Consider the following 18,642-nt stretch of genomic DNA (forward strand, 5'->3'; position numbering starts at 1 on the left):
GGACAATCGAACAGTTAAACTCTGGAGTGTAGAGGGCAGACAACCCCAAAGCTTACTCTCTAACGAGACATTTAATGATGTAGGTTTCAGCAACGACGGCAAGTTGATTGCTACTTATAGCGGAGAATGGGACAATCGAACGGCTAAACTCTGGAGTGTAGAGGGCAAACAACCCCAATCCTTACTCTTTAACGAGACATTTAATTATGCGCTTTTCAGCAACGACGGCAAGTTGATTGCTACTTTTAGTAAGGGTTTGGATAATCAGAAGGTCAATGGTGGAAGTTCAGATAACCAAACTGTTAAACTCTGGACTCGTGACGGGAAAGAACTCGACAGCTTTCCTCCCAATGAAAAGATTCATCAGATCGAATTCAGCCCTGACGGGAAACTGATAGCCACCTTAAATAGGAGTAACTATACGGTTAAATTCTGGAAACTTGCAGAAAATCAGCTTAAGCCACTCCCAGAACCAGTCAACCTTGAGCAGTACTCCTTCAATTTAAACAAAGTACAATTCAGCCCTGACAGCAAGTTAATTGCTACTTTTAATAACAACCAAGTTATCCAAGTCTGGAATCGTGATGGTAAAAAACTTGCTAGGCTTAACTTCAACGAGTCTATCGAACAGATGAGTTTTAGCCCTAACAGCAAAATTCTCGCTATTAGCAGTAAAAACAAAGCTCTGATTCTGTGGAATTTGAAGCAGGAAGACTGGGAAGCTTCAGACCTAAAGAAGTTAGTTGAAAAAGCTTGTGAAAAGGTGGGAAATTACCTGAGAAATAAGCCAGAAACAGAAAGCGATAAGCATTTGTGCGACGATATCGGCACTCAAAAGTAGCAGGAGTAGAAGCATAAGCATTTGTTTACGTTCCGGGGAAAAGGTTTAAAAAAATCCTTTCCCCTTTCTTACATCTTGCACCAGTCGCAAAATCCGCCTGGGAATCAATTTCCACCGCGAGTAGCGAAAGTCCTCCTAAGAGACAAATATGTAGGGACACGGCATCCTAAATATTCTGCATTAGAGAATAAGGTTAATTATGCCGTGTCCCTACACTCGCGGCTAAAGTCATTGAATGAGCAAAGAATCTAGGTTTTAGGTTATAAATTGTGACCTAAATGCTGATGCCTACGGCACGCACTCGCGATCGCCCCTACCCTGAACTAATTCACCCAAGCTTAATCCGATCGCACTTGCAAAACCAATTCTGCTAATTCCCTAAACCCTTTTCCTTCTTCTAAGGATGTGACGTAAGCAGGTAAAAACTTTAATTTGTCTTTGTAATGTAAGATATTCGCCACACCAACAGAAAAGGGAAACAAACTGCGATCGAACAAACTTTCATCATTGGGACTATCGCCAACGGTAATTAAATTTTCTGTGGTTACTTGGGGAAAATAACTATTTAATACTTGCAGTAAACTTGTAGCTTTAGTTTGATTTTCTGGTTTAATGTGACATTGCACTGTACTGTAAGTAAAACCCCAATTTTTTGCATCACAAAGTTGTTCTAATTGCTGTAATTGGGCAGTTGTTAATCCTTGGACATCAAAAGTCCAGTCAGTGAGGCGGAAAGGGTTATCTGTAGATTCTTGAATTTGGGGAAAGTGAGATTTTAAATACTCAAAAGTTGCGGCTAGTTGTTGACGGTGAGTAGTTAGATCGGGAATAGGTGTTAAAAGTTTTGGTTGTTCGCTGTTGGCTGGAAAAAATACGCCGCCATTTTCTGCGATCGCACCTGTTACAGGTAAATAACTTTTCAAACCTTGTACCCAACCAGCCGATCGACCCGTAATTAATAGTACAATAATTTCTGCTTCTGCTAACGCTTCTAACGCCTTAAGTAAAGAAGAGGTAAATTTACCATGACTGGTTAAAGTGCCATCCATATCAGTAGCAATTAAATTAATATTTTTAGGGGCAAACACAGCCTGGGAAGAAATCGGAATTAAGGACATAAAAGAAAATAATTAAACTTGCTCATCTCTGTATTTTCAGTAACGATTGTAACGTGCTAATAACCACAAAGTAAAGCGTTCCAAAAAAATCATTAAACTGGAGCATTCTTGACTCATTCAACTACTGAACTAAGCTAAACAAATGATAGGTGAGATTCAGTGCGATCGGAAAAGAATAAAAAATTAGTTTTTATTCTAAATAGCAATTAATAACCGTCAAATAGATTTTATTAAGCTTTGTTAAATTTTTGCTACCTAAGTGATTAAAATTGATGAAATAGATATTGTAGCAAATCAAACATTAAGAGTCATAATACATAATCTATAAAGTACGGAGACTATTAAAGTTTGACCTTTGTAATCAATTTCAGTTTTCACTAAGGGTGTAAACCATGACTAGTATAAATACAAATATTTCCTCAGAATCAGAACGTGCGATCGAAAACTATGAAACAGCACTAGATGAGTTTGAGCAAGCCGCACCTAAACCTTCAGGATCACAGGCGTTAAAAGTCCTCTTAGCTCGTGATGCTGTTGCTGCGGCTTTGGCAAATAAAAATCAACCTTTTGTATCCAGCTTAGGGAAGCTTTTAGAGTTAGATGAAAGATTAAAAAAACTTGGGGGAGCGATCGCATCCTCCGGCAAACTAGACGAATGGCGTACTAGCTTTAATCCAGCTGAAACAGCTTGGTGGTGGTTTTTTCAACCCCCCAAAAAAGTGCATACTTGGGATCGTTTTGATGGGATATGGAATGGATTAAGCGTCGTAGCTTTGACAGCATTTGTTGCCTATATGACCAGCCTAGTGCCACGTTTTGCTGTAGGTGGATTCAGTGTACTCGAATCCTTTGGCGTGATTGGCCCTAGTGGATTAATGGCATTAGCACTCTCTAGTTTGCAGGGTGGTAAAGGTCAAAAAGTTATCCAAAATTCCCTGAAAAGGTTGGGTATTCCGCCCCATTTGCACAGCGAAGCTACTTTTGGATTATCTGCCATATTGTTAACAGGTGCAATTGTTACCCAAGCTAATTTACCGAATATAGCTGAATACTATTATCAGCAGGGAAGAAATTATTACGATCGAGGTCTATTGAGAAAAGCTGAAAATAGCTATAAACAGTCAATAAATCTCGCTCCTGACAATAAAAATACCTACATTGCCTTGGGAGAAGTTTACGAATCTTTAGGGGAATTAAAAGAAGCAGAAAAACTGTATTTTGAATCAGTAGAAGAAGGATTGCCTCGCGCTTTTAATAACTTGGGTCGTGTGTATCGTCAGAAAGGAGATCCTGTTTCGGCAGAAACTATGTTTCGGATTGGCTTAAGTCGTGTCCAAAATGCCAAAGAGCAAGACACAGAATTTCAACTTTACAGGAATCTGGGCTGGGCTTTATTTGACCAAAAACAATACGATGAAGCTATTAAGGCACTAAACACTGCCATTGAATTAGATCAAAAAATTCCCGGAAAGCAAATAGGTGGGGGTATGGCATATTGTTTGTTAGCGAAGACTCTAGAACTTAAGGAAGAAAAAGAAAAAGCAGAGCAAAATTGGAATAATTGTCGGCAATCCGCTCGTCCAGAGACAATTAAAGAATTTCAATGGTTGGTAGAGAAAAAACGCGATGTGGTGCCTTCTGTTGATACTACCTCTGTAATTGGAAGCGAGCAGGAAAATCCTGCTAAATAAAGAAAATGTAGGTTGGATTTAATATTTGCCCAGCCTACACTTAAAGATAAGATGAGAGATTAACTTAAACAAGCTGCCAAATCTTCATCGGGGGTAGTAATTGGCTTCAAATTATATTTTTCAGACAGTAACTTGAAGACATTTGGAGAGATAAACGCTGGCAATGTTGGCCCTAAGCGAATATCTTTAATTCCCAGATAAAGTAAGGTAAGTAAAATGGATACAGCCTTTTGTTCGTACCAAGAAAGAATCATCGACAAAGGTAATTGATTCACTTCTACATTAAAGGCATTTGCTAACGCTAAAGCAATTTGAATTGCGGAGTAAGCATCATTACATTGACCGACATCCATTAACCGAGGTAAACCGCCAATATCTCCTAAATCTTTGTCGAAGAAACGGAACTTACCACAAGCCAAAGTCAAGACTACACAATCATTTGGAACTTTTTCTACTAATTCGCTGTAGTAGTTTCTTCCTGATTTGGCACCATCACAACCACCGACTAAGAAAAAGTGGCGAATTTTGCCTTGTTTAACTGCATCAATTACATCACCAGCTACACCCAAAACAGCGTTACGAGCAAACCCTGTCATTACTTCTTTCGCGGCAACATCTTCCGTAAATCCAGGCATTTCTAAGGCTTTTTCAATGACTAAATTAAAGTTGCGATCGGTGAGGTGAATTAATCCGGGCCAACCTACTGGGCCAAGGGTATAAACGCGGTCTTTGTAGTTATCATGAGGTGGCATGAGACAGTTAGTTGTCATTACGATCGGTCCAGGAAAAGCGGGGAATTCCTTAGTTTGATTTTGCCAAGCGGTGCCATAATGACCGTACAAATGCGGGTAGTTTTGTTTTAATTTGGGATAGGCATGGGCGGGCAACATTTCCCCGTGAGTGTAGATATAAATGCCTGTATTTTCTGTTTGTTTGAGGAGGTGTTCTAGTTGTTTTAGGTCATGACCTGAAACTAAAATTGCTTTGCCTTTTTTTGCACCTAAAGGCACAGATGTTGGAACGGGATGTCCATAAGTGTTGGTGTTACCTGCGTCGAGAAGTTCCATTGTTCGCAGGTTAATTTCTCCTAATTTTAAAGCTATATTTACCCAATCTTCTAAGGTTTTATCATTGCTACCAAGGGCGGCTAAGGCTTCATGGCAGAAGGCATAAACTCGATCGTCCTCTTGACCAAGTTCGGCGGCATGATAGGCGTAAGCAGCAATGCCTTTTAGTCCATAAAGTACAGTGAGTTTTAAGGAGAAAATATCAACGTTTTTAGCAGAAGAACTGATAAATTCATATTCAATATCTTTGCCTTGTTGGACTAATTCGCTAATAGTTTGTCCTGGTTGAAATTCAGCGAGAGTTGACCATTCAATATGTTTGCAACTGGTGAAGAATGTTCGGGCTTTTAATTCATCTCGCAATGCGATCGCTTTGTGGATATAATTAATAAAGTCGTTGGGGTCAAAGTTGACGTTTGTTAGGGTAGAAAAGAGGGTTTCACAACTAAAGAAGTCTGCTTCTTTATCGATAATACCAAAGGTGCGTGCTGCGATCGCAACTTCTCCCAATCCCCGCAAGCAATGAACTAACAAATCTTGTAGTGCGTCAACTTCTGGGCTTTTACCACAAGCACCCCATTGATAGCATCCTTCTCCTTTGGTGGTTTGTTCACATTGGTTGCAATACATAGTCTTGTTCCTGTTTCTCTCATCTTCCCTCAGAATAGGAGAAGCTAAAAAAGATATCCTTGACTTAAGTCAAAAAATCAGGACTTAGGCAACTGGCAGAATTAGTAGGGTGCTTCAGAACTTCCAACCTTGATGCTGATCTTCAAATTTAAGGTCTGACGCACCCTACAACTAAAAAAGATCACCTTGACTTAAGTCAAAAAATCAGGACTTAGGCAACTGGCAGAATTAGTAGGGTGCGTCAGAACTTCCAACCTTGATGCTGATCTTCAAATTTAAGGTCTGACGCACCCTACAACTACAACTAAAAAAGATAACCTTGACTTAAGTCAAGCAATTTTAGATTTTGGATTTTGGATTTTGGATTTTAGATGGGGGTTTTTGGCAATATGGCAAGCAAGGACAACCGGGGAAAAGCTGATTTACAGGAGTTTTTGGGCAATAGTCAAATGTTTTTTGGCTTGCCAACAGATGAGGTTGATGCGTTGTTAAGTATTGCTCAACAGCAAACTTACCAAAAAGGTGAAACGATTTTCTGGGAAGGTGATCCGGGGACGGGATTTTTTTTAGTAATTTCTGGCAAAGTGAAGGTTTTTAAGATTTCGCCGGAAGGTAAAGAACAAATTTTACAAGTGTTCGGTGCTCATGAACATTTTGCCGAAGTACCAGCTTTTGATGGGCAACCTTTTCCGGCTTCGGCTGCGGCTTTAGAAAAAACTGAATTGTTATTTTTCCCCCGCACTGCTTTTTTAGAACTGATGAAAAGTCATCCGAGTTTAGCAGTTAATTTGTTGAAGGTGTTCGCCCGCCATTTACGCAGATTTGCTAAAGTTATTGAAGACCTTTCTTTGAGAGAAGTTCCGGGAAGATTAGCGGCTTATTTGTTGTATTTGAGCGATCGCACTAGCAACCAAGATGAGGTAGAACTAGATTTAACTAAAGGACAATTAGCCGCTTTATTAGGTACAATTCCCGAAACTTTATCACGGGTATTTGCTAAACTCAGCCAGGAGGAAATTATTAATTTGAATGGTTCAACTGTTAAATTATTGGATTTCCAGCGTTTAAAACTTTTAGGTGGCGCTAGGGAGTAATTGTTAAGATTTTTTGAACTCTAGTAGATTCTACCGATAAGTGGGAAATTTGAATTGTAGTCTTAATTTGTTTTAAATTTACTTTTTTACTATCAGTATGGCTAAATCTAAACCAGCTAGTGGTTGCCGTAAAATGTTGCGGCGCACTTTTTTATTTATCATAGTTTTTGCTGCAACTCAAGTTTTAGCTGAATATTTTTCGATTCCCAAGAACCGCGATAATTTCTTCACATTAATGGGAGAATTATGGCAAAAACTGCTAGCTTTAAGAGCGAAATATCAACCAGATGCAACTCCTGAACCTCTGCCAAATACACCAGTAGCTAAAACTACTCCTTCTCCTCAACCAAAAGTTACTAACTCCCCATCTCCAGAACCAGAAAAACCAGTAAAGACTCCTGAAGTTAAGCTTTCTAATCAAAAAGGTAAGCCTGTACAAATCAGACAAAAAACTATTTCAGGTGTTAGTTTTTATCAAACAGTTATTGACTTGACAGACCCAGAAACTTTTATTACTATTGGATTGGCTAATAATGCCGATATTGCTAATAATTATAAAGTTACTAAAGGCGATGAACCTTTTAAGAATTTAGTAGATAGACAGCAGGCTGCGATCGTCACTAATGGTACTTTTTTCGGCAAGGATAACCAAAAAGCGGTGCTGGGTAACATGGTAGCTGGGGGAAAATTTGTTAAATATAGTCGGTGGGAAAATTACGGCACTACTTTGGGAATTAAAGTGGGAAATGAATTAGAAATGGTTACTGCTAGAACGGAAAGGAAGCCAGATTGGACAGAACATTGGTTTTCTTTAACTTGTGGGCCAAGATTAGTTAAAGAAGGAAAAGTTTCGCTTTCTCCGCTTTCGGAAGGTTTTAAAGATTCTCATGTTTTGGGTGTAGGTTCTCGTTGCGCGATCGGCTTTCCTGAATCTAGAAAACAGTTGTATTTGGTGACTTTTTTAACTACTTTGTCTCTCCAAAAAGAAGCGGAAATTATGCAAGCGATCGGTTGTGTGGAAGCGATGAATTTAGATGGTGGTGCTTCTTTAGGATTAGCGCACAAAGGTAAAATTTTGGTATCTCCGGGGCGGAATTTAACTAATGTAATTGCGATTTACGATACAAATTATCCAGCACCAGACGAGTTAAAATTGTCTTGGTTACGCTTTCAAAATGGCGATCGTCCTTCACCTGCAACAGCTGATTTTTCAGATTAAATAAATCGAACAGAGGTAAAAGGGAAAGGTGAAAGGCGAAGGTAGAAGGGAATTATATCGTTTAGATTTATCTCTGCTACAAATGAATACCCTTTACTGTAGAGAGGTTTCATGAACCCTTTACTGTAGAGACGTTTCATGAAACGTCTCTACATCTTTCGCAAACATTTAGGTATTCCATATTAAATGTTTACGTTTTTGTACTTTTATTAAGTTGCTATCCAATTGAGCTTATTTGCAGCTTCATGGGAATTATATCTATATGAAGATAGGATGAAGAACCCGCTGAGATTGCGGTTACAGCTATCCTCAATTTTTGTAGGAGCAAAAAGAAAATGAAATCCTTAACTAAAAAAATCATGGAAAATCAAGGATTACAGCCAAATTCACTAGAATTTTTGCAAAAAGTGATTAATACAACCAGCGATCCGATTTTCGTTAAAGATGAACAGCATCGCTGGATTTTGTTCAATGATGCTTTTGGCAATTTTATCGGTGTGAATCGCGAAGAATTGCTGGGTAAATCTGACTATGACTTTTTCCCGAAAGCAGAAGCAGATATTTTTTGGGAAAAAGATCGACTGGTATTAGAATTAGGAATTGATGATGAAAATGAGGAACAGATTACAAGGAAAGGCGGAAATATTCATACCATTTCTACTAAAAAATCTTGTTTTAAAGATGAACAAGGTAATAAATATATCGTTGGTATCATCAGAGATATTACTAACCGCAAGCTATTAGAAGAAACCCTAAAGCAGATTGTAGAAGAATTAGAATATCGGGTGGAAGAACGCACAGTAAATCTTCAAGAAGCGATCGCGCAATTAGAACTTGAAGTTGCCGAACGCAAGCAAGCAGAAGCCAAAATTAAAGAGAGTTTCAATCTAATAAATGCTGTCGTTGAAGGCACATCAGACATGATTTTTGTCAAAGATAGTCAAGGGAATTACGTTTTAGCAAATTCGGCTTTTATTCATAGTGTGGGTAAAACAAAATCAGAAATTATTGGCAGTAATGACACTATGCTATTTCCTCCAGAAGTAGCACAACAAGTTATGGCAATCGAGCGGCTGGTGATCGCTTCGGGAAATTCTCTAACCTTTGAACAAATTTTGCCCTTATCCGGGGAATTAAAGACGTTTTTAATGACGAAAAATCCCTACAGAAATGCAGAGGGAAAGATTATTGGTTTGATTGCTATTGCTAGGGATATTACCGAACGTAAATTAGCAGAAGGAAAACAAAGAGAATCGCAAGAATTACTGCGGTTAGTAATGGATAATATTCCACAATTAATTTTTTGGAAAGATTGTAATTCCGTTTATCAAGGTTGTAATTATAACTTTGCTCGTGCTGCTGGAGTAGGTGAACCAAGAAATATTGTTGGTAAGACTGATTATGATTTACCTTGGACGAAAGAAGAATCTGATTGGTATCGGGAATGCGATCGCCGAGTAATTGAAAATAACACTGCTGAGTATCATATTTTAGAAACTCAAAAGCAAGCTGATGGCAAAGAAACTTGGGCAGATACTTGTAAAATTCCTTTGCATGATGCACAAGGTAATGTAATTGGTGTTTTGGGTACTTACGAAGATGTTACAGAACGCAAACAAGTAGAAGCATTGTTGCAAGAAAAAAACCAAAGATTAGAACAAGCACTTTCGGAGTTACAGCAAGCACAAACTCACTTAATTCAAAGTGAGAAAATGTCTAGTTTAGGACAGTTAGTAGCTGGAGTTGCTCATGAAATTAATAACCCAGTTAACTTTATTCACGGCAATTTAGTTCATGCTAATCAGTATATGAACGATCTGTTATATTTGTTGCAACTTTATCAAGATCATTGTCCTTGTTCCCATCCTGATTTAATCGAAAAAGAAGAGGAAATTGATTTAGAATTCCTGCGTACAGATTTACCAAAACTGCTTTCTTCTATGCAAGTAGGTGCCGATCGCATTCGTGCTATTGTGCAATCTCTCCGTCATTTCTCCCGCATTGATGAAGCAGAAGTGAAAGATGTGGATATTCATGAAGGAATTGAAAGTACATTAATGATTCTCAGTAATCGCCTGAAAGTTAAACCCGATCGTCCAGCAATTGAGGTAATTAAACAATATGGAAAATTGCCTTTGGTTGAATGTTATGCTGGGCAATTAAATCAGGTGTTTATGAATATTATTTCTAATGCGATCGATGCTTTAGAAGAACGGATTAAACAAGAAACTGGACATCAACCTAAAATTTGGATTAATACAGATTTTGTCGAACCCAACCGTGTTAAAATTCGCATTGTTGATAATGCTTTAGGAATGCCAGAATCAGTAAAAGAACATTTATTTGATGCGTTCTTTACTACTAAATCTATCGGCAAAGGAACGGGATTAGGAATGTCAATTAGTTATCAAATTGTTACTGGGAAGCATGGCGGTACTTTAGATTGTAATTCTACATTTGGAGAAGGCACAGAATTTATTGTGGAAATTCCTATCCAAAGGAAACTTTAGATCTTGCTTAATCGGAGAAATAGGTTTCTGCAAATTGTCGTGCTTTTTGAAAATAATTTTCTATTTCATTTACCAATTGATTAGCTTCTGAGAGAGTCTGTTGATGAGCTTGTTTTTGTAATTCTGCGGCTACAATAGACATTTTTGCTATACCTACGTTAGCACTAGAGCCTTTTAGTTGATGGGCTTTGTGCTCTATAGTGGCAAAATCTTGATTGGCGATCGCCTCTTTCAAAGCTGCAATCTCTCCCTGGGCAGCTTGGAAAAAGATTTCTAAAAGGCGCTTTTGCATGGTTACTTTTCCCCTAGTAACTGCTTGCAAGCGCTGCAAGTTTATCGGCAATTCTTCATCTTGTGGTAACACTTTTAGAGGCTTTATACGTAAAATTTATTCTAATTTTACCTGAATAGCGCTCGAATTTATGTTATAAAAATATTTAATTTTAGCTAAAATTACTATTTTTACAAATTTCTTAACACTTTTTTTTGATTTAATACTTGTAGATTTAGTATATTTGTCATCAATCTATAGATATGAATTACAATCAAGCTGAACTTTAAAACTGCAAATACTTTGGGCGGTCAACTCAATCAACATTTTCTGTAAGAAACTTGGCAAGGTTCTTGTTCCCCTAATGCAAACGCTACAGCAGAGTGGATGGGTTTTTCTCCCCGTATTTCCGAATGCAATATTAGTACTAATGGCACAAAATGATCAGCATACATCAGTTTTCTTTTGCCTAACTAATTTCTGTTTGCCAATGAAGTTAAAGATTCAGCCTTTCGGGGTAGAATATTATTGGGAAAGTAAGGGAGATTACTAAAGGCTAATTTAAGGTATGAACTTGATTTGACGATCGTTCTCTGCCTATTCTCTCTCTGCTAGAATTAAATATCGTTTCTCTGGAAACGGAAAACTAAGGCAAAAGTTAAATTGAAACTTTCACTGTTCGATTACTACTTACGCAATATGGAGAAATAAGAATGAGCGAACCCACAGAAGATTCTCTAATCTTCTCTGCTGATACCGTAAACCTTGCTGGATTAAAAGTTTTGGTTGTAGATGACGATCCCGACTCTAGAGATTTAGTGGCATTCTTATTGGAAGAATACGGCATGGAAGTAACTGTGGTAGCCTCAGCATTAGAAGTATTAAAAACTTTAGCCAGCGCTCAACCAGATATTCTTTTATGTGATATTGGAATGCCGGATATGGATGGTTATATGTTAATGCGTCAAATTCGCTCTCTGCCACCAGAACAAGGGGGACAAATTCCGGCGATCGCGCTCACTGCATACGCGGGAGAATCTAACCAAAAACAAGCATTAAAAGCAGGATTTCAATGGCATTTAGCTAAACCAGTGGAACCAATGGATGTAATTTCTGTAATTGTTGAACTTACCAAAAAGTAAACAATTATTTGCTTTAACATTCAAGGTGAACCTTGAACGGATTATTAATCCTATGATACCAACATTATTTATATTGAACTCGTTCTATAGATAGAAACATAAATTCTTCTTCGGATAGAGGTTTAGGTTAAATAGGATTGTTAACTTTTAATTAGCATAATTAATTTTGGATCTCGCTGATTTGAAGTAACTACAACAGCGAGAATATTGCTTTGGACAATTACAGATTTTAGTTCTATTAACTGAGATAAGAGCACCTTGAGGCAGAGCCTCTGTTTTTCGTTACCAGGTTCAACCTGGTAACGAGATGACGAGATGAAACCTGGTAACGAGACGACGAGACAAAGGAACTTGCTAATTAATCACTAATAGCAGGGAATAAGTAGATGAAAGAATATCAATTTCACGATGAATATAGTCTGTCAGAAACGGCTGAACAATTAGCTAAACAAGCTCTAAAGTTAGGCATAATACCTAGCTTTTCAATGCGTTGCTTTTCAGATAGCAGGCAATTTTATATTCCGAACGAACAGTCAGGCGAACCATTGACTCCAGAAAGAGCATATCTGCAATTAAAAAAGATGATTGAATCGAATCAATCAGCATTTTCTGAATCCAAATAGATCGATGAGGCGCGATCGCGTCCTGGAGAAACAAACATAAATAAGGAGTAGCATTAATGCAACTAAAACCCATTAATCAACAGGTAGTTGCGATCGTCGGCGCTTCCAGTGGAATTGGACGCGAAACAGCGATTAGATTTGCTAAAAAAGGAGCAAAAGTAGTAGTTTCTGCACGAAGTCAACCAGGTTTAGAATCTTTAATTTCTGAGATTAAAAGTTTTGGCGGAGATGGGATTTCTGTAATTGCTGATGTGGCAGATTTTGGGCAAGTAAAAGCGATCGCCGATCGAGCAGTAGAACAATACGGCAGACTTGATACTTGGGTACATCTTTCTGCTACGGGAGTTATTGCGCCATTTGATGAAATTACCCCCGAAGAATTCAAGCGAGTAATTGATGTTAACCTCACCGGACAAGCTTACGGTGCAATGGCAGCATTACCCCATTTAAAACGGGAAGGAAGAGGCGCATTGATTCATGTTTCTTCGATGGAAGGTAGGCGCAGTCTTCCTTTACAAAGTCCTTATTCAGCATCAAAACATGGCATTGAAGGATTCCTTGATTCTTTACGTTTAGAACTAATTCACGAAGGAATTCCCATCAGCGTGACTAATGTTTTACCTGCCACAATTAACACACCTTATTACAACAAAATTCGCACAAAAATCGGAGTCAAACCTACAGGAGTACCACCTTACTATCAACCGGGTTTAGTTGCTGATGCGATCCTCTACGTTGCAGAAAATCCCACCCGTGATTTTATTGTGGGAGATGCGGGAAAAATCTTAGATTTTTTACATCGAATTTCCCCGCAATTAACCGATACAATTTTGCTGCTAATAGGTTTTCAAGCACAGCACACTAACGAAATTAAATCGGAAGATGCACCGGACAATGTTTTTGAGCCTATTCCTAATGGAAATTATGACAAAGTAAGGGGAGATTTCGATCGTTTAGCCATTCCTAGCGTAACTGACTGGATAGATAAAAATCCTCCTGTTAAATATGGAGCGATCGCTTTAGGTTTAGCTGCACTTGCTATCGGCACCACTGTATTAGGAGGTGCAGCATTATTGTCAGCAATGGCAGCAGAAACATCAAAAATCACCAAGTAAATTTATCACAATTTGAGGATGCTTTAGAGGAGAAATTGCTGTAAGGTGCGATCGCCAAAATCTAACGCACCTTACAGCTTAACCTTTACTAATTAAGTACGTTGTTGCGCTTTAGCGCTCTTATTGGCACTCGCATAAAAGCGCTAAAGCGCAACAACATACATAAGTTCAACTTCATCAATAAAATTTGAGACAGTTTTTGTAAATGTTTCTGTAAAAAAGAAGTTCCATTCATGGTAAACACCTTCAACAATTACCAGTTTGGAACCTTTAATATTTCGAGCGAATTCTTTAGCCATTGTGAGCGGAGTGAGTAAATCATTTGCACCCCAAATAATGAGACAAGGAGTATTAATTCGAGGCAAAATTGAACGGATATCTCTGTCTAGTACTATCTTGGCTGTTTCTATGACTTTTCTAGTATTAAACAGGCTATTGTAAAGTACACGCTCCAGTATAGCTAGGGTTGGTTTTGGTTTTGCTTGCCACATTTGAGCAGACATTTCGATCGCTCTTCGCACTACAACTTCTGGCAATGAATTCATCGGAATGCCTGTACTATCTGCTACTATTAAACTTTTGACAAAATCAGGTTTAAAAGCTGCTAACGCCATTGCGATCGCGCCACCTAAAGAATGACCCACAATATGTACTGACTGAAGATTTAAAGCTTTTAAAAAATCGATTAATAAGGCGGCATAATCGCTATAATCTTTCACAAAATTAGGAGCGGTTGATTTTCCAAAACCTGGCAAATATGGTGCTACTACATGATAACGTTGCGACAAAATATTTAAGATATCTTGATAAGGTTCAATTGATACAGACCATCCATGAATAAATAATATAGAAGTAGAATTAGCAGGGTTTCCCGCTTCTAGGTAATAGATCTTACTATCTGCCAAATCAACTTGCTTTTCGATGAACAAGTTCCCCATAGTAATTACTCCTTTCGCTGATTTTATCAATTGATTTGTAATTAAATTTACACAAAAATAGAATTACTCATTCATGCTATGGAGAGATTTACGAAAGCAGCAAATCGATCATCATCCAACAATACAAACAAGGATAAGCCATGATGATGTTAGCTTTAGAATACATAGTAATTGCCGTATTGCTGTTAGTTATTTTTCCTTTTTCAATGGTACAAATGGGAACAGCATTAGAGCAAGAAGACTTAGAGAGTTTTTGCGTTTGGACTTTTTTAGCTTCTCCGATCGCAGGTTTACCTTTAATGACGGTTTTATTAATTTAAGTGTTTACCTCTTGTTGTTCTTTAATTAACAATAACCAACCAACAACAGCCAGCGACAGACCTAAAGTTAAGAATCCTATATCCCACGCCAATTGATTTTGCCCAGGTTTTACGTGATGAATGCCTAAAATTTGGTGATTGATTAAACCTTCAATAAAATCAAAAGCTCCCGCACCAATCAGAAAAGAACCAGCAAAAGTTTTTAAAGAAAGAGAAACTTTACTGTTAGCAGTTGCCTGCCAAAACAAAATTAATCCTGCTACCGTCAATACAGATGCACCTACATGAAAAACGCCATCCCAGAAAGTGTTCAACTCAATATTAGCCGCAGTATTTAACGGTCGAATACTTGATACCATGTGATGCCATTGGAGGATTTGATGCAGTACTATGCCATCGAAGAAAGCAGCAGCACCCATACCTAGTAAAACACCAGCTGCAACGAATCTTCCTAGTTGATTGTTTGGTTGATTCATAAGAGTTTTGTTGGTCAGGAATAATTGTTTTGGTAGATTGCGATCGGTCTAAGCGATCTCTGAAACTGTATCATTTGAATCAAGCATTTTCATGGGTTGAGAAGATTTCCGAGCCGAACCATACAACTCAACAAACCTTCTAAATAACCAGGCAGTTTCGTGACTTGAAACCATACTAGCACTAAATAAACGGTCAATATTTCTTTCAGCTAACTTCTGTAAATATGGCAAGTCTTCAAACAGAGTTAAGCAAGATGCTAGATGTAATAAAAGTTGCAACAAAGGTTTCGGCCAATTGAGATTGCTGTAAATGTCGATAAATAACTTGTGTTCTTTATCACTAATAGGTTCGACATTAAACATAACAACAATTCTTTTATCCCCATAAACGGGAATATTCAGTTCTACAGTGTGTGGGTTATGCAAAGCTAGAATTACTTCTACTACTGGTTGTCGCCAAATTCTCAGCGTATTAAAAGCCGAATCTAGCATGGTTTGGAATTTAATAATTCCCCCTATAGCCGTCGGTTGAAAATGCGTAACCGAAACAACTCTCAGGTTACTGAGACTAAAACTGTGAACTGTTTCTAGATGTTTTAAATTTAACAAGTGGTAGATTTGGCAAAGATGAGAAAAGGGTAATATATACTCCTGACTAATCAGGTGCAATTTGCGGAGTTCCAGCATCCTATTTTGTGCTGAATCTGGGTTAATTTCATAAGGAACCAAACTTATATCGGTAGGATAAGTATTGATTTCTACTTGATCGGGTTTCAAGACTAGCCAACTTAAAAAGAACAGAGAAGCTGTCAGTAGTTGCATGAAATCCATCGCTGATAGATAACCATCAGCTAGAGTTGCCATACTACGATCGGTAATTCCAAATAACCAAGAGGGAATTCCTAACAGCCAAATACCATTTCTCAAGTTACTAACAAATTCTGAAATCTGTACAGAACTTTGATGAGGTGTCAATTTATCCATAATTGCTTAGTTACTTTTATCTGTGAACTGAGAATTTAAGCCACTAAAAATTAGCGCCAAGCAAAAACTTGACTATATAAAGCAGGTAGCTTTGTTAGCAAATAAAAACTCTTCAGGCAGAAATATACTTGCCTAATCTTTTGGTTGCTTATCTAATAGGTTAATCTAAATTATTAAGATTCTTTTCTATCGGAAGATTAGTCTTGCAATCTATCCCAAGATGTGCGTCTTTTATTTTGAAAAAGCACAACAAAATTGCGTATTATAACGAAGCAAAATATTACTTACATCCATCTGAAGTTGAGTAATTTAAAAATCATCCTTGCGATTGTTACTAAAGGCAGAAGAGTAGAAAAGTTAACAGAGATAAATTGTAAAGAATAGACGGCTATTAGCGATCGTAGAAAGATTTAGGAGAAGGGATAGCATGAGTCTATTATCTATAGATGAGTTAAAAAATTTAGTAGAACAACCCAAAGGACTTTGTGTTTCAATTTATATGCCTACTTGCCGTTTAGGACAAGAAACGCAACAAAATCCTATTCGGTTTAAAAATCTCATTCGTCAGGCAGAAGAATTATTAGTAGAACAGGGTTTAACTCAATCAGAAGCCGGAAAATTTTTGCAGCCTGCTCATGAGCTTGACGATCAAGATTTTTGGCAACATCAAAATAATGGGTTAGCAATCTTTGTAGCTGACGGGGTATTTCATTACTACCGTTTACCATTAAACTTTGCGGAATTAGCGGTTGTTACCGATCATTTCCATCTAAAACCTCTGTTACCTCTATTAACTAATGATGGAATATTTTACATTTTGAGTTTGAGCCAAGATCAAATTCAACTATTAGAATGTACCCGCTATGATGTGAAAGAAATTGAGTTAGAGGATGTCCCCAAAAATATGGATGAAGCACTCATGTATGATGAGACTGCTAAAGAGGGACAGTTCCGCATCAACACAACAAGAGGTGGAACTAATAATTCTTTTCAACGATCGGGTAGTTATCACGGGCAAGGAAGTCCAGACAGAGATAATATTAAGACAGATTTGTTGCAATTTTTCTTTTTAGTCGATCGCGGAATCCAAAAATACTTGCGCGGAAAAAATGCACCTTTGGTATTAACGGGAGTAGAATACCTCTTCCCCATTTACCGAGAAGCTAATACTTACCCGCATTTAGTAGAAGAAGGAATCACGGGGAATACCAAAATCTCGACACCCGAAGAATTACAAAGTGAAGCTTGGCAAATTGTGGAACCGATGTTTTCCCAGGCGCAACAAGAAGCGATCGCTTACTATCAAGAATCCGCCGCTGCTCAAAGAGCTTCAACTGATATCAAAGAAACAGTTCCCGCCGCCTATTATGGGCGAGTTGAACAATTATTTGTAGCTGTTGGAGTGCAACAGTGGGGTAATTTCGATCCCCAAAATAACTCAATTGAACTACATCCAGAACCCGAAACTGGAGATGAGGATTTGTTAGATTCAGCCGCAGTTCAAACCATTTTAAATGGAGGAACTGTTTATGCAGTGGAACCAGAAAAAGTTCCCGATCGCGCTCCCTTAGCCGCTGTTTTTCGTTATTAATTTGCCCTAGTTCATGATTTGTCTTTTATCAATTAATGAACCATGAACTATTACTTTGTAGGGTGCGTCAGACAGGATAATTTTAGGTTAGGAGTACTCATTTTAAATTTCTGACGCACCCTACGGAATATAACTAGCAACTTGGGCTATTACTATTCTCAGGAGACAAACGGATGGAAATTACCAAACAAAACACTACTAATCAACCAGAAAATACCAAGGATGCTGGACAATGGGCATCCTTAATTGGTGGTGGCGCACTTGTACTTTATGGCTTATCACGTCGATCGCTTCGGGGTGCGTTGATGGCTCTTGCAGGTGGCGGTTTAGTGTATCAAGGTGTTGGTGGAAAAAGTGGCGTACAGGATGCAACAGGAATGAACCAAAATATCATGGTGGAAAAGACAGTAACTATTAACAAATCGCCGGAAGAATTGTATCGTTTCTGGCACAATTTCGAGAATTTACCCACTTTTATGAAACACTTGAAATCGGTGAGAGTACTTGACGAAAAACGCTCTCATTGGGTAGCAAATGCGCCTATGGGTAATAGCGTAGAGTGGGATGCTGAGATTATTAATGACCAAGAAAATCATTTAATTGCTTGGGCTTCTGTAGAAGGTGCAGATGTCGATAATTCTGGTTTTGTGCGCTTTCAAAGAGCGCCAGCGGGAAGAGGTACGGAAGTAAAAGTTGTGATGGAATATAACCCGCCTGGTGGTGCTTTGGGGGCTGCGATCGCCAAACTTTTCGGTGAAGAACCAGAACAACAAATCGGGGATGATTTGCGCCGCTTTAAACAATTAATGGAAGCCGGAGAAATTGCCACTACCGAAGGACAACCTGCTGGGAATATGTAACATAATGTAGGGTGCGTTAGTGATAACGTAACGCACCTTCCCAGCAATAAGTTTAGTGATAACGTAACGCACCTTCCCAGCAATAAGTTTAGTGATAACGTAACGCACCTTCCCAGCAATAAGTTTAGTGATAACGTAACGCACCTTCCCAG

17 protein-coding genes are annotated in these 18,642 nt (G+C 38.2%); 11 read left to right on the forward strand and 6 right to left on the reverse strand.

All coding sequences use genetic code 11. The features are described 5' to 3' along the window. On the forward strand, positions 1-841 hold an 841-nt coding region (locus ACE1CC_RS22445), incomplete at its 5' end, for a WD40 repeat domain-containing protein (protein ID WP_413272663.1). Between the two features lie 338 nt (positions 842-1,179). Here ACE1CC_RS22445 and ACE1CC_RS22450 read toward each other — a convergent pair. Then, positions 1,180-1,959 carry an HAD-IIB family hydrolase gene (locus ACE1CC_RS22450; protein ID WP_413272664.1) on the reverse strand — a complete coding sequence of 260 codons (780 nt, stop codon included), beginning with the start codon at positions 1,957-1,959 and terminating at the stop codon, positions 1,180-1,182. A gap of 392 nt (positions 1,960-2,351) precedes the next feature. On the opposite strand from ACE1CC_RS22450, the gene ACE1CC_RS22455 reads away from it, so the two are divergent. Continuing rightward, entirely contained in the window at positions 2,352-3,650 is a 1,299-nt protein-coding gene (locus tag ACE1CC_RS22455) for a tetratricopeptide repeat protein (protein WP_413272665.1), read from the forward strand. A gap of 59 nt (positions 3,651-3,709) precedes the next feature. Here ACE1CC_RS22455 and hcp read toward each other — a convergent pair whose 3' ends face one another. Then, positions 3,710-5,347 (reverse strand): hydroxylamine reductase, encoded by a 1,638-nt coding sequence (gene hcp / locus ACE1CC_RS22460; RefSeq protein WP_413272666.1) that lies wholly within the window; start codon positions 5,345-5,347, stop codon positions 3,710-3,712. 389 nt (positions 5,348-5,736) lie between these two features. On the opposite strand from hcp, the gene ACE1CC_RS22465 reads away from it, so the two are divergent. The 3 genes from ACE1CC_RS22465 to ACE1CC_RS22475 all read left to right on the forward strand — a co-directional run bounded on the left by ACE1CC_RS22465 (position 5,737) and on the right by ACE1CC_RS22475 (position 10,170). Continuing rightward, entirely contained in the window at positions 5,737-6,441 is a 705-nt protein-coding gene (locus ACE1CC_RS22465) for a Crp/Fnr family transcriptional regulator (RefSeq protein ID WP_413272667.1), read from the forward strand. 97 nt (positions 6,442-6,538) lie between these two features. Continuing rightward, positions 6,539-7,660, forward strand: coding sequence for a phosphodiester glycosidase family protein (locus ACE1CC_RS22470; protein WP_413272668.1), 1,122 nt, complete (start codon positions 6,539-6,541; stop codon positions 7,658-7,660). 335 nt (positions 7,661-7,995) lie between these two features. After that, entirely contained in the window at positions 7,996-10,170 is a 2,175-nt protein-coding gene (locus ACE1CC_RS22475) for a PAS domain-containing sensor histidine kinase (protein ID WP_413272669.1), read from the forward strand. 7 nt (positions 10,171-10,177) lie between these two features. On the opposite strand, the gene ACE1CC_RS22480 is transcribed toward ACE1CC_RS22475, so the two are convergent. Further along, the gene (locus ACE1CC_RS22480) at positions 10,178-10,462 is read right to left on the reverse strand and encodes an Hpt domain-containing protein (protein ID WP_413272670.1); all 285 of its coding nucleotides are present in this window, start codon (positions 10,460-10,462) and stop codon (positions 10,178-10,180) included. A 692-nt stretch (positions 10,463-11,154) separates the two neighbouring features. On the opposite strand from ACE1CC_RS22480, the gene ACE1CC_RS22485 reads away from it, so the two are divergent. The 3 genes from ACE1CC_RS22485 to ACE1CC_RS22495 all read left to right on the forward strand — a co-directional run bounded on the left by ACE1CC_RS22485 (position 11,155) and on the right by ACE1CC_RS22495 (position 13,321). After that, positions 11,155-11,583, forward strand: coding sequence for a response regulator (locus ACE1CC_RS22485; RefSeq protein ID WP_413272671.1), 429 nt, complete (start codon positions 11,155-11,157; stop codon positions 11,581-11,583). 386 nt (positions 11,584-11,969) lie between these two features. Continuing rightward, positions 11,970-12,206 carry a hypothetical protein gene (locus ACE1CC_RS22490; protein ID WP_413272672.1) on the forward strand — a complete coding sequence of 79 codons (237 nt, stop codon included), beginning with the start codon at positions 11,970-11,972 and terminating at the stop codon, positions 12,204-12,206. Positions 12,207-12,262: 56 nt separating this feature from the next. Further along, the gene (locus ACE1CC_RS22495; protein ID WP_413272673.1) at positions 12,263-13,321 is read left to right on the forward strand and encodes an SDR family oxidoreductase; all 1,059 of its coding nucleotides are present in this window, start codon (positions 12,263-12,265) and stop codon (positions 13,319-13,321) included. 143 nt (positions 13,322-13,464) lie between these two features. On the opposite strand, the gene ACE1CC_RS22500 is transcribed toward ACE1CC_RS22495, so the two are convergent. Continuing rightward, a complete protein-coding gene (locus ACE1CC_RS22500) occupies positions 13,465-14,259 on the reverse strand; it encodes an alpha/beta fold hydrolase (protein ID WP_413272674.1) in 795 nt (264 codons plus the stop codon). 140 nt (positions 14,260-14,399) lie between these two features. Here ACE1CC_RS22500 and ACE1CC_RS22505 point away from each other — a divergent pair, with 140 nt between their 5' ends. Then, positions 14,400-14,579: a hypothetical protein gene (locus tag ACE1CC_RS22505; RefSeq protein ID WP_413272675.1), complete on the forward strand. Its 180-nt coding sequence runs from the start codon at positions 14,400-14,402 to the stop codon at positions 14,577-14,579. Here ACE1CC_RS22505 and ACE1CC_RS22510 read toward each other — a convergent pair. Further along, on the reverse strand, positions 14,576-15,055 hold the full coding sequence (locus ACE1CC_RS22510; RefSeq protein ID WP_413272676.1) for a DUF2243 domain-containing protein: 480 nt from the start codon (positions 15,053-15,055) through the stop codon (positions 14,576-14,578). The genes ACE1CC_RS22505 and ACE1CC_RS22510 overlap by 4 nt on opposite strands. Positions 15,056-15,103: 48 nt before the next feature. Continuing rightward, positions 15,104-16,039 (reverse strand): hypothetical protein, encoded by a 936-nt coding sequence (locus ACE1CC_RS22515; RefSeq protein WP_413272677.1) that lies wholly within the window; start codon positions 16,037-16,039, stop codon positions 15,104-15,106. 427 nt (positions 16,040-16,466) lie between these two features. On the opposite strand from ACE1CC_RS22515, the gene ACE1CC_RS22520 reads away from it, so the two are divergent. Next, the gene (locus ACE1CC_RS22520; RefSeq protein WP_413272678.1) at positions 16,467-17,630 is read left to right on the forward strand and encodes a baeRF7 domain-containing protein; all 1,164 of its coding nucleotides are present in this window, start codon (positions 16,467-16,469) and stop codon (positions 17,628-17,630) included. Between the two features lie 173 nt (positions 17,631-17,803). Next, positions 17,804-18,490 carry an SRPBCC family protein gene (locus ACE1CC_RS22525; protein WP_413272679.1) on the forward strand — a complete coding sequence of 229 codons (687 nt, stop codon included), beginning with the start codon at positions 17,804-17,806 and terminating at the stop codon, positions 18,488-18,490. The last annotated feature ends 152 nt before the right edge of the window (positions 18,491-18,642 follow it).

The organism is Floridaenema aerugineum BLCC-F46 (assembly GCF_041929345.1).
In the GTDB taxonomy this organism is placed as follows: domain Bacteria; phylum Cyanobacteriota; class Cyanobacteriia; order Cyanobacteriales; family Aerosakkonemataceae; genus Floridanema; species Floridanema aerugineum.

Excerpts from the sequence above, each read along its gene's own strand:
- ACE1CC_RS22450 (WP_413272664.1), bottom strand. The coding sequence starts at position 1,959 with ATGTCCTTAATTCCGATTTCTTCCCAGGCTGTGTTTGCCCCTAAAAAT.
- ACE1CC_RS22455 (WP_413272665.1), top strand. The coding sequence starts at position 2,352 with ATGACTAGTATAAATACAAATATTTCCTCAGAATCAGAACGTGCGATC.
- hcp (WP_413272666.1), bottom strand. The coding sequence starts at position 5,347 with ATGTATTGCAACCAATGTGAACAAACCACCAAAGGAGAAGGATGCTAT.
- ACE1CC_RS22465 (WP_413272667.1), top strand. The coding sequence starts at position 5,737 with ATGGCAAGCAAGGACAACCGGGGAAAAGCTGATTTACAGGAGTTTTTG.
- ACE1CC_RS22470 (WP_413272668.1), top strand. The coding sequence starts at position 6,539 with ATGGCTAAATCTAAACCAGCTAGTGGTTGCCGTAAAATGTTGCGGCGC.
- ACE1CC_RS22475 (WP_413272669.1), top strand. The coding sequence starts at position 7,996 with ATGAAATCCTTAACTAAAAAAATCATGGAAAATCAAGGATTACAGCCA.
- ACE1CC_RS22480 (WP_413272670.1), bottom strand. The coding sequence starts at position 10,462 with ATGCAAAAGCGCCTTTTAGAAATCTTTTTCCAAGCTGCCCAGGGAGAG.
- ACE1CC_RS22485 (WP_413272671.1), top strand. The coding sequence starts at position 11,155 with ATGAGCGAACCCACAGAAGATTCTCTAATCTTCTCTGCTGATACCGTA.
- ACE1CC_RS22490 (WP_413272672.1), top strand. The coding sequence starts at position 11,970 with ATGAAAGAATATCAATTTCACGATGAATATAGTCTGTCAGAAACGGCT.
- ACE1CC_RS22495 (WP_413272673.1), top strand. The coding sequence starts at position 12,263 with ATGCAACTAAAACCCATTAATCAACAGGTAGTTGCGATCGTCGGCGCT.
- ACE1CC_RS22500 (WP_413272674.1), bottom strand. The coding sequence starts at position 14,259 with ATGGGGAACTTGTTCATCGAAAAGCAAGTTGATTTGGCAGATAGTAAG.
- ACE1CC_RS22505 (WP_413272675.1), top strand. The coding sequence starts at position 14,400 with ATGATGATGTTAGCTTTAGAATACATAGTAATTGCCGTATTGCTGTTA.
- ACE1CC_RS22510 (WP_413272676.1), bottom strand. The coding sequence starts at position 15,055 with ATGAATCAACCAAACAATCAACTAGGAAGATTCGTTGCAGCTGGTGTT.
- ACE1CC_RS22515 (WP_413272677.1), bottom strand. The coding sequence starts at position 16,039 with ATGGATAAATTGACACCTCATCAAAGTTCTGTACAGATTTCAGAATTT.
- ACE1CC_RS22520 (WP_413272678.1), top strand. The coding sequence starts at position 16,467 with ATGAGTCTATTATCTATAGATGAGTTAAAAAATTTAGTAGAACAACCC.
- ACE1CC_RS22525 (WP_413272679.1), top strand. The coding sequence starts at position 17,804 with ATGGAAATTACCAAACAAAACACTACTAATCAACCAGAAAATACCAAG.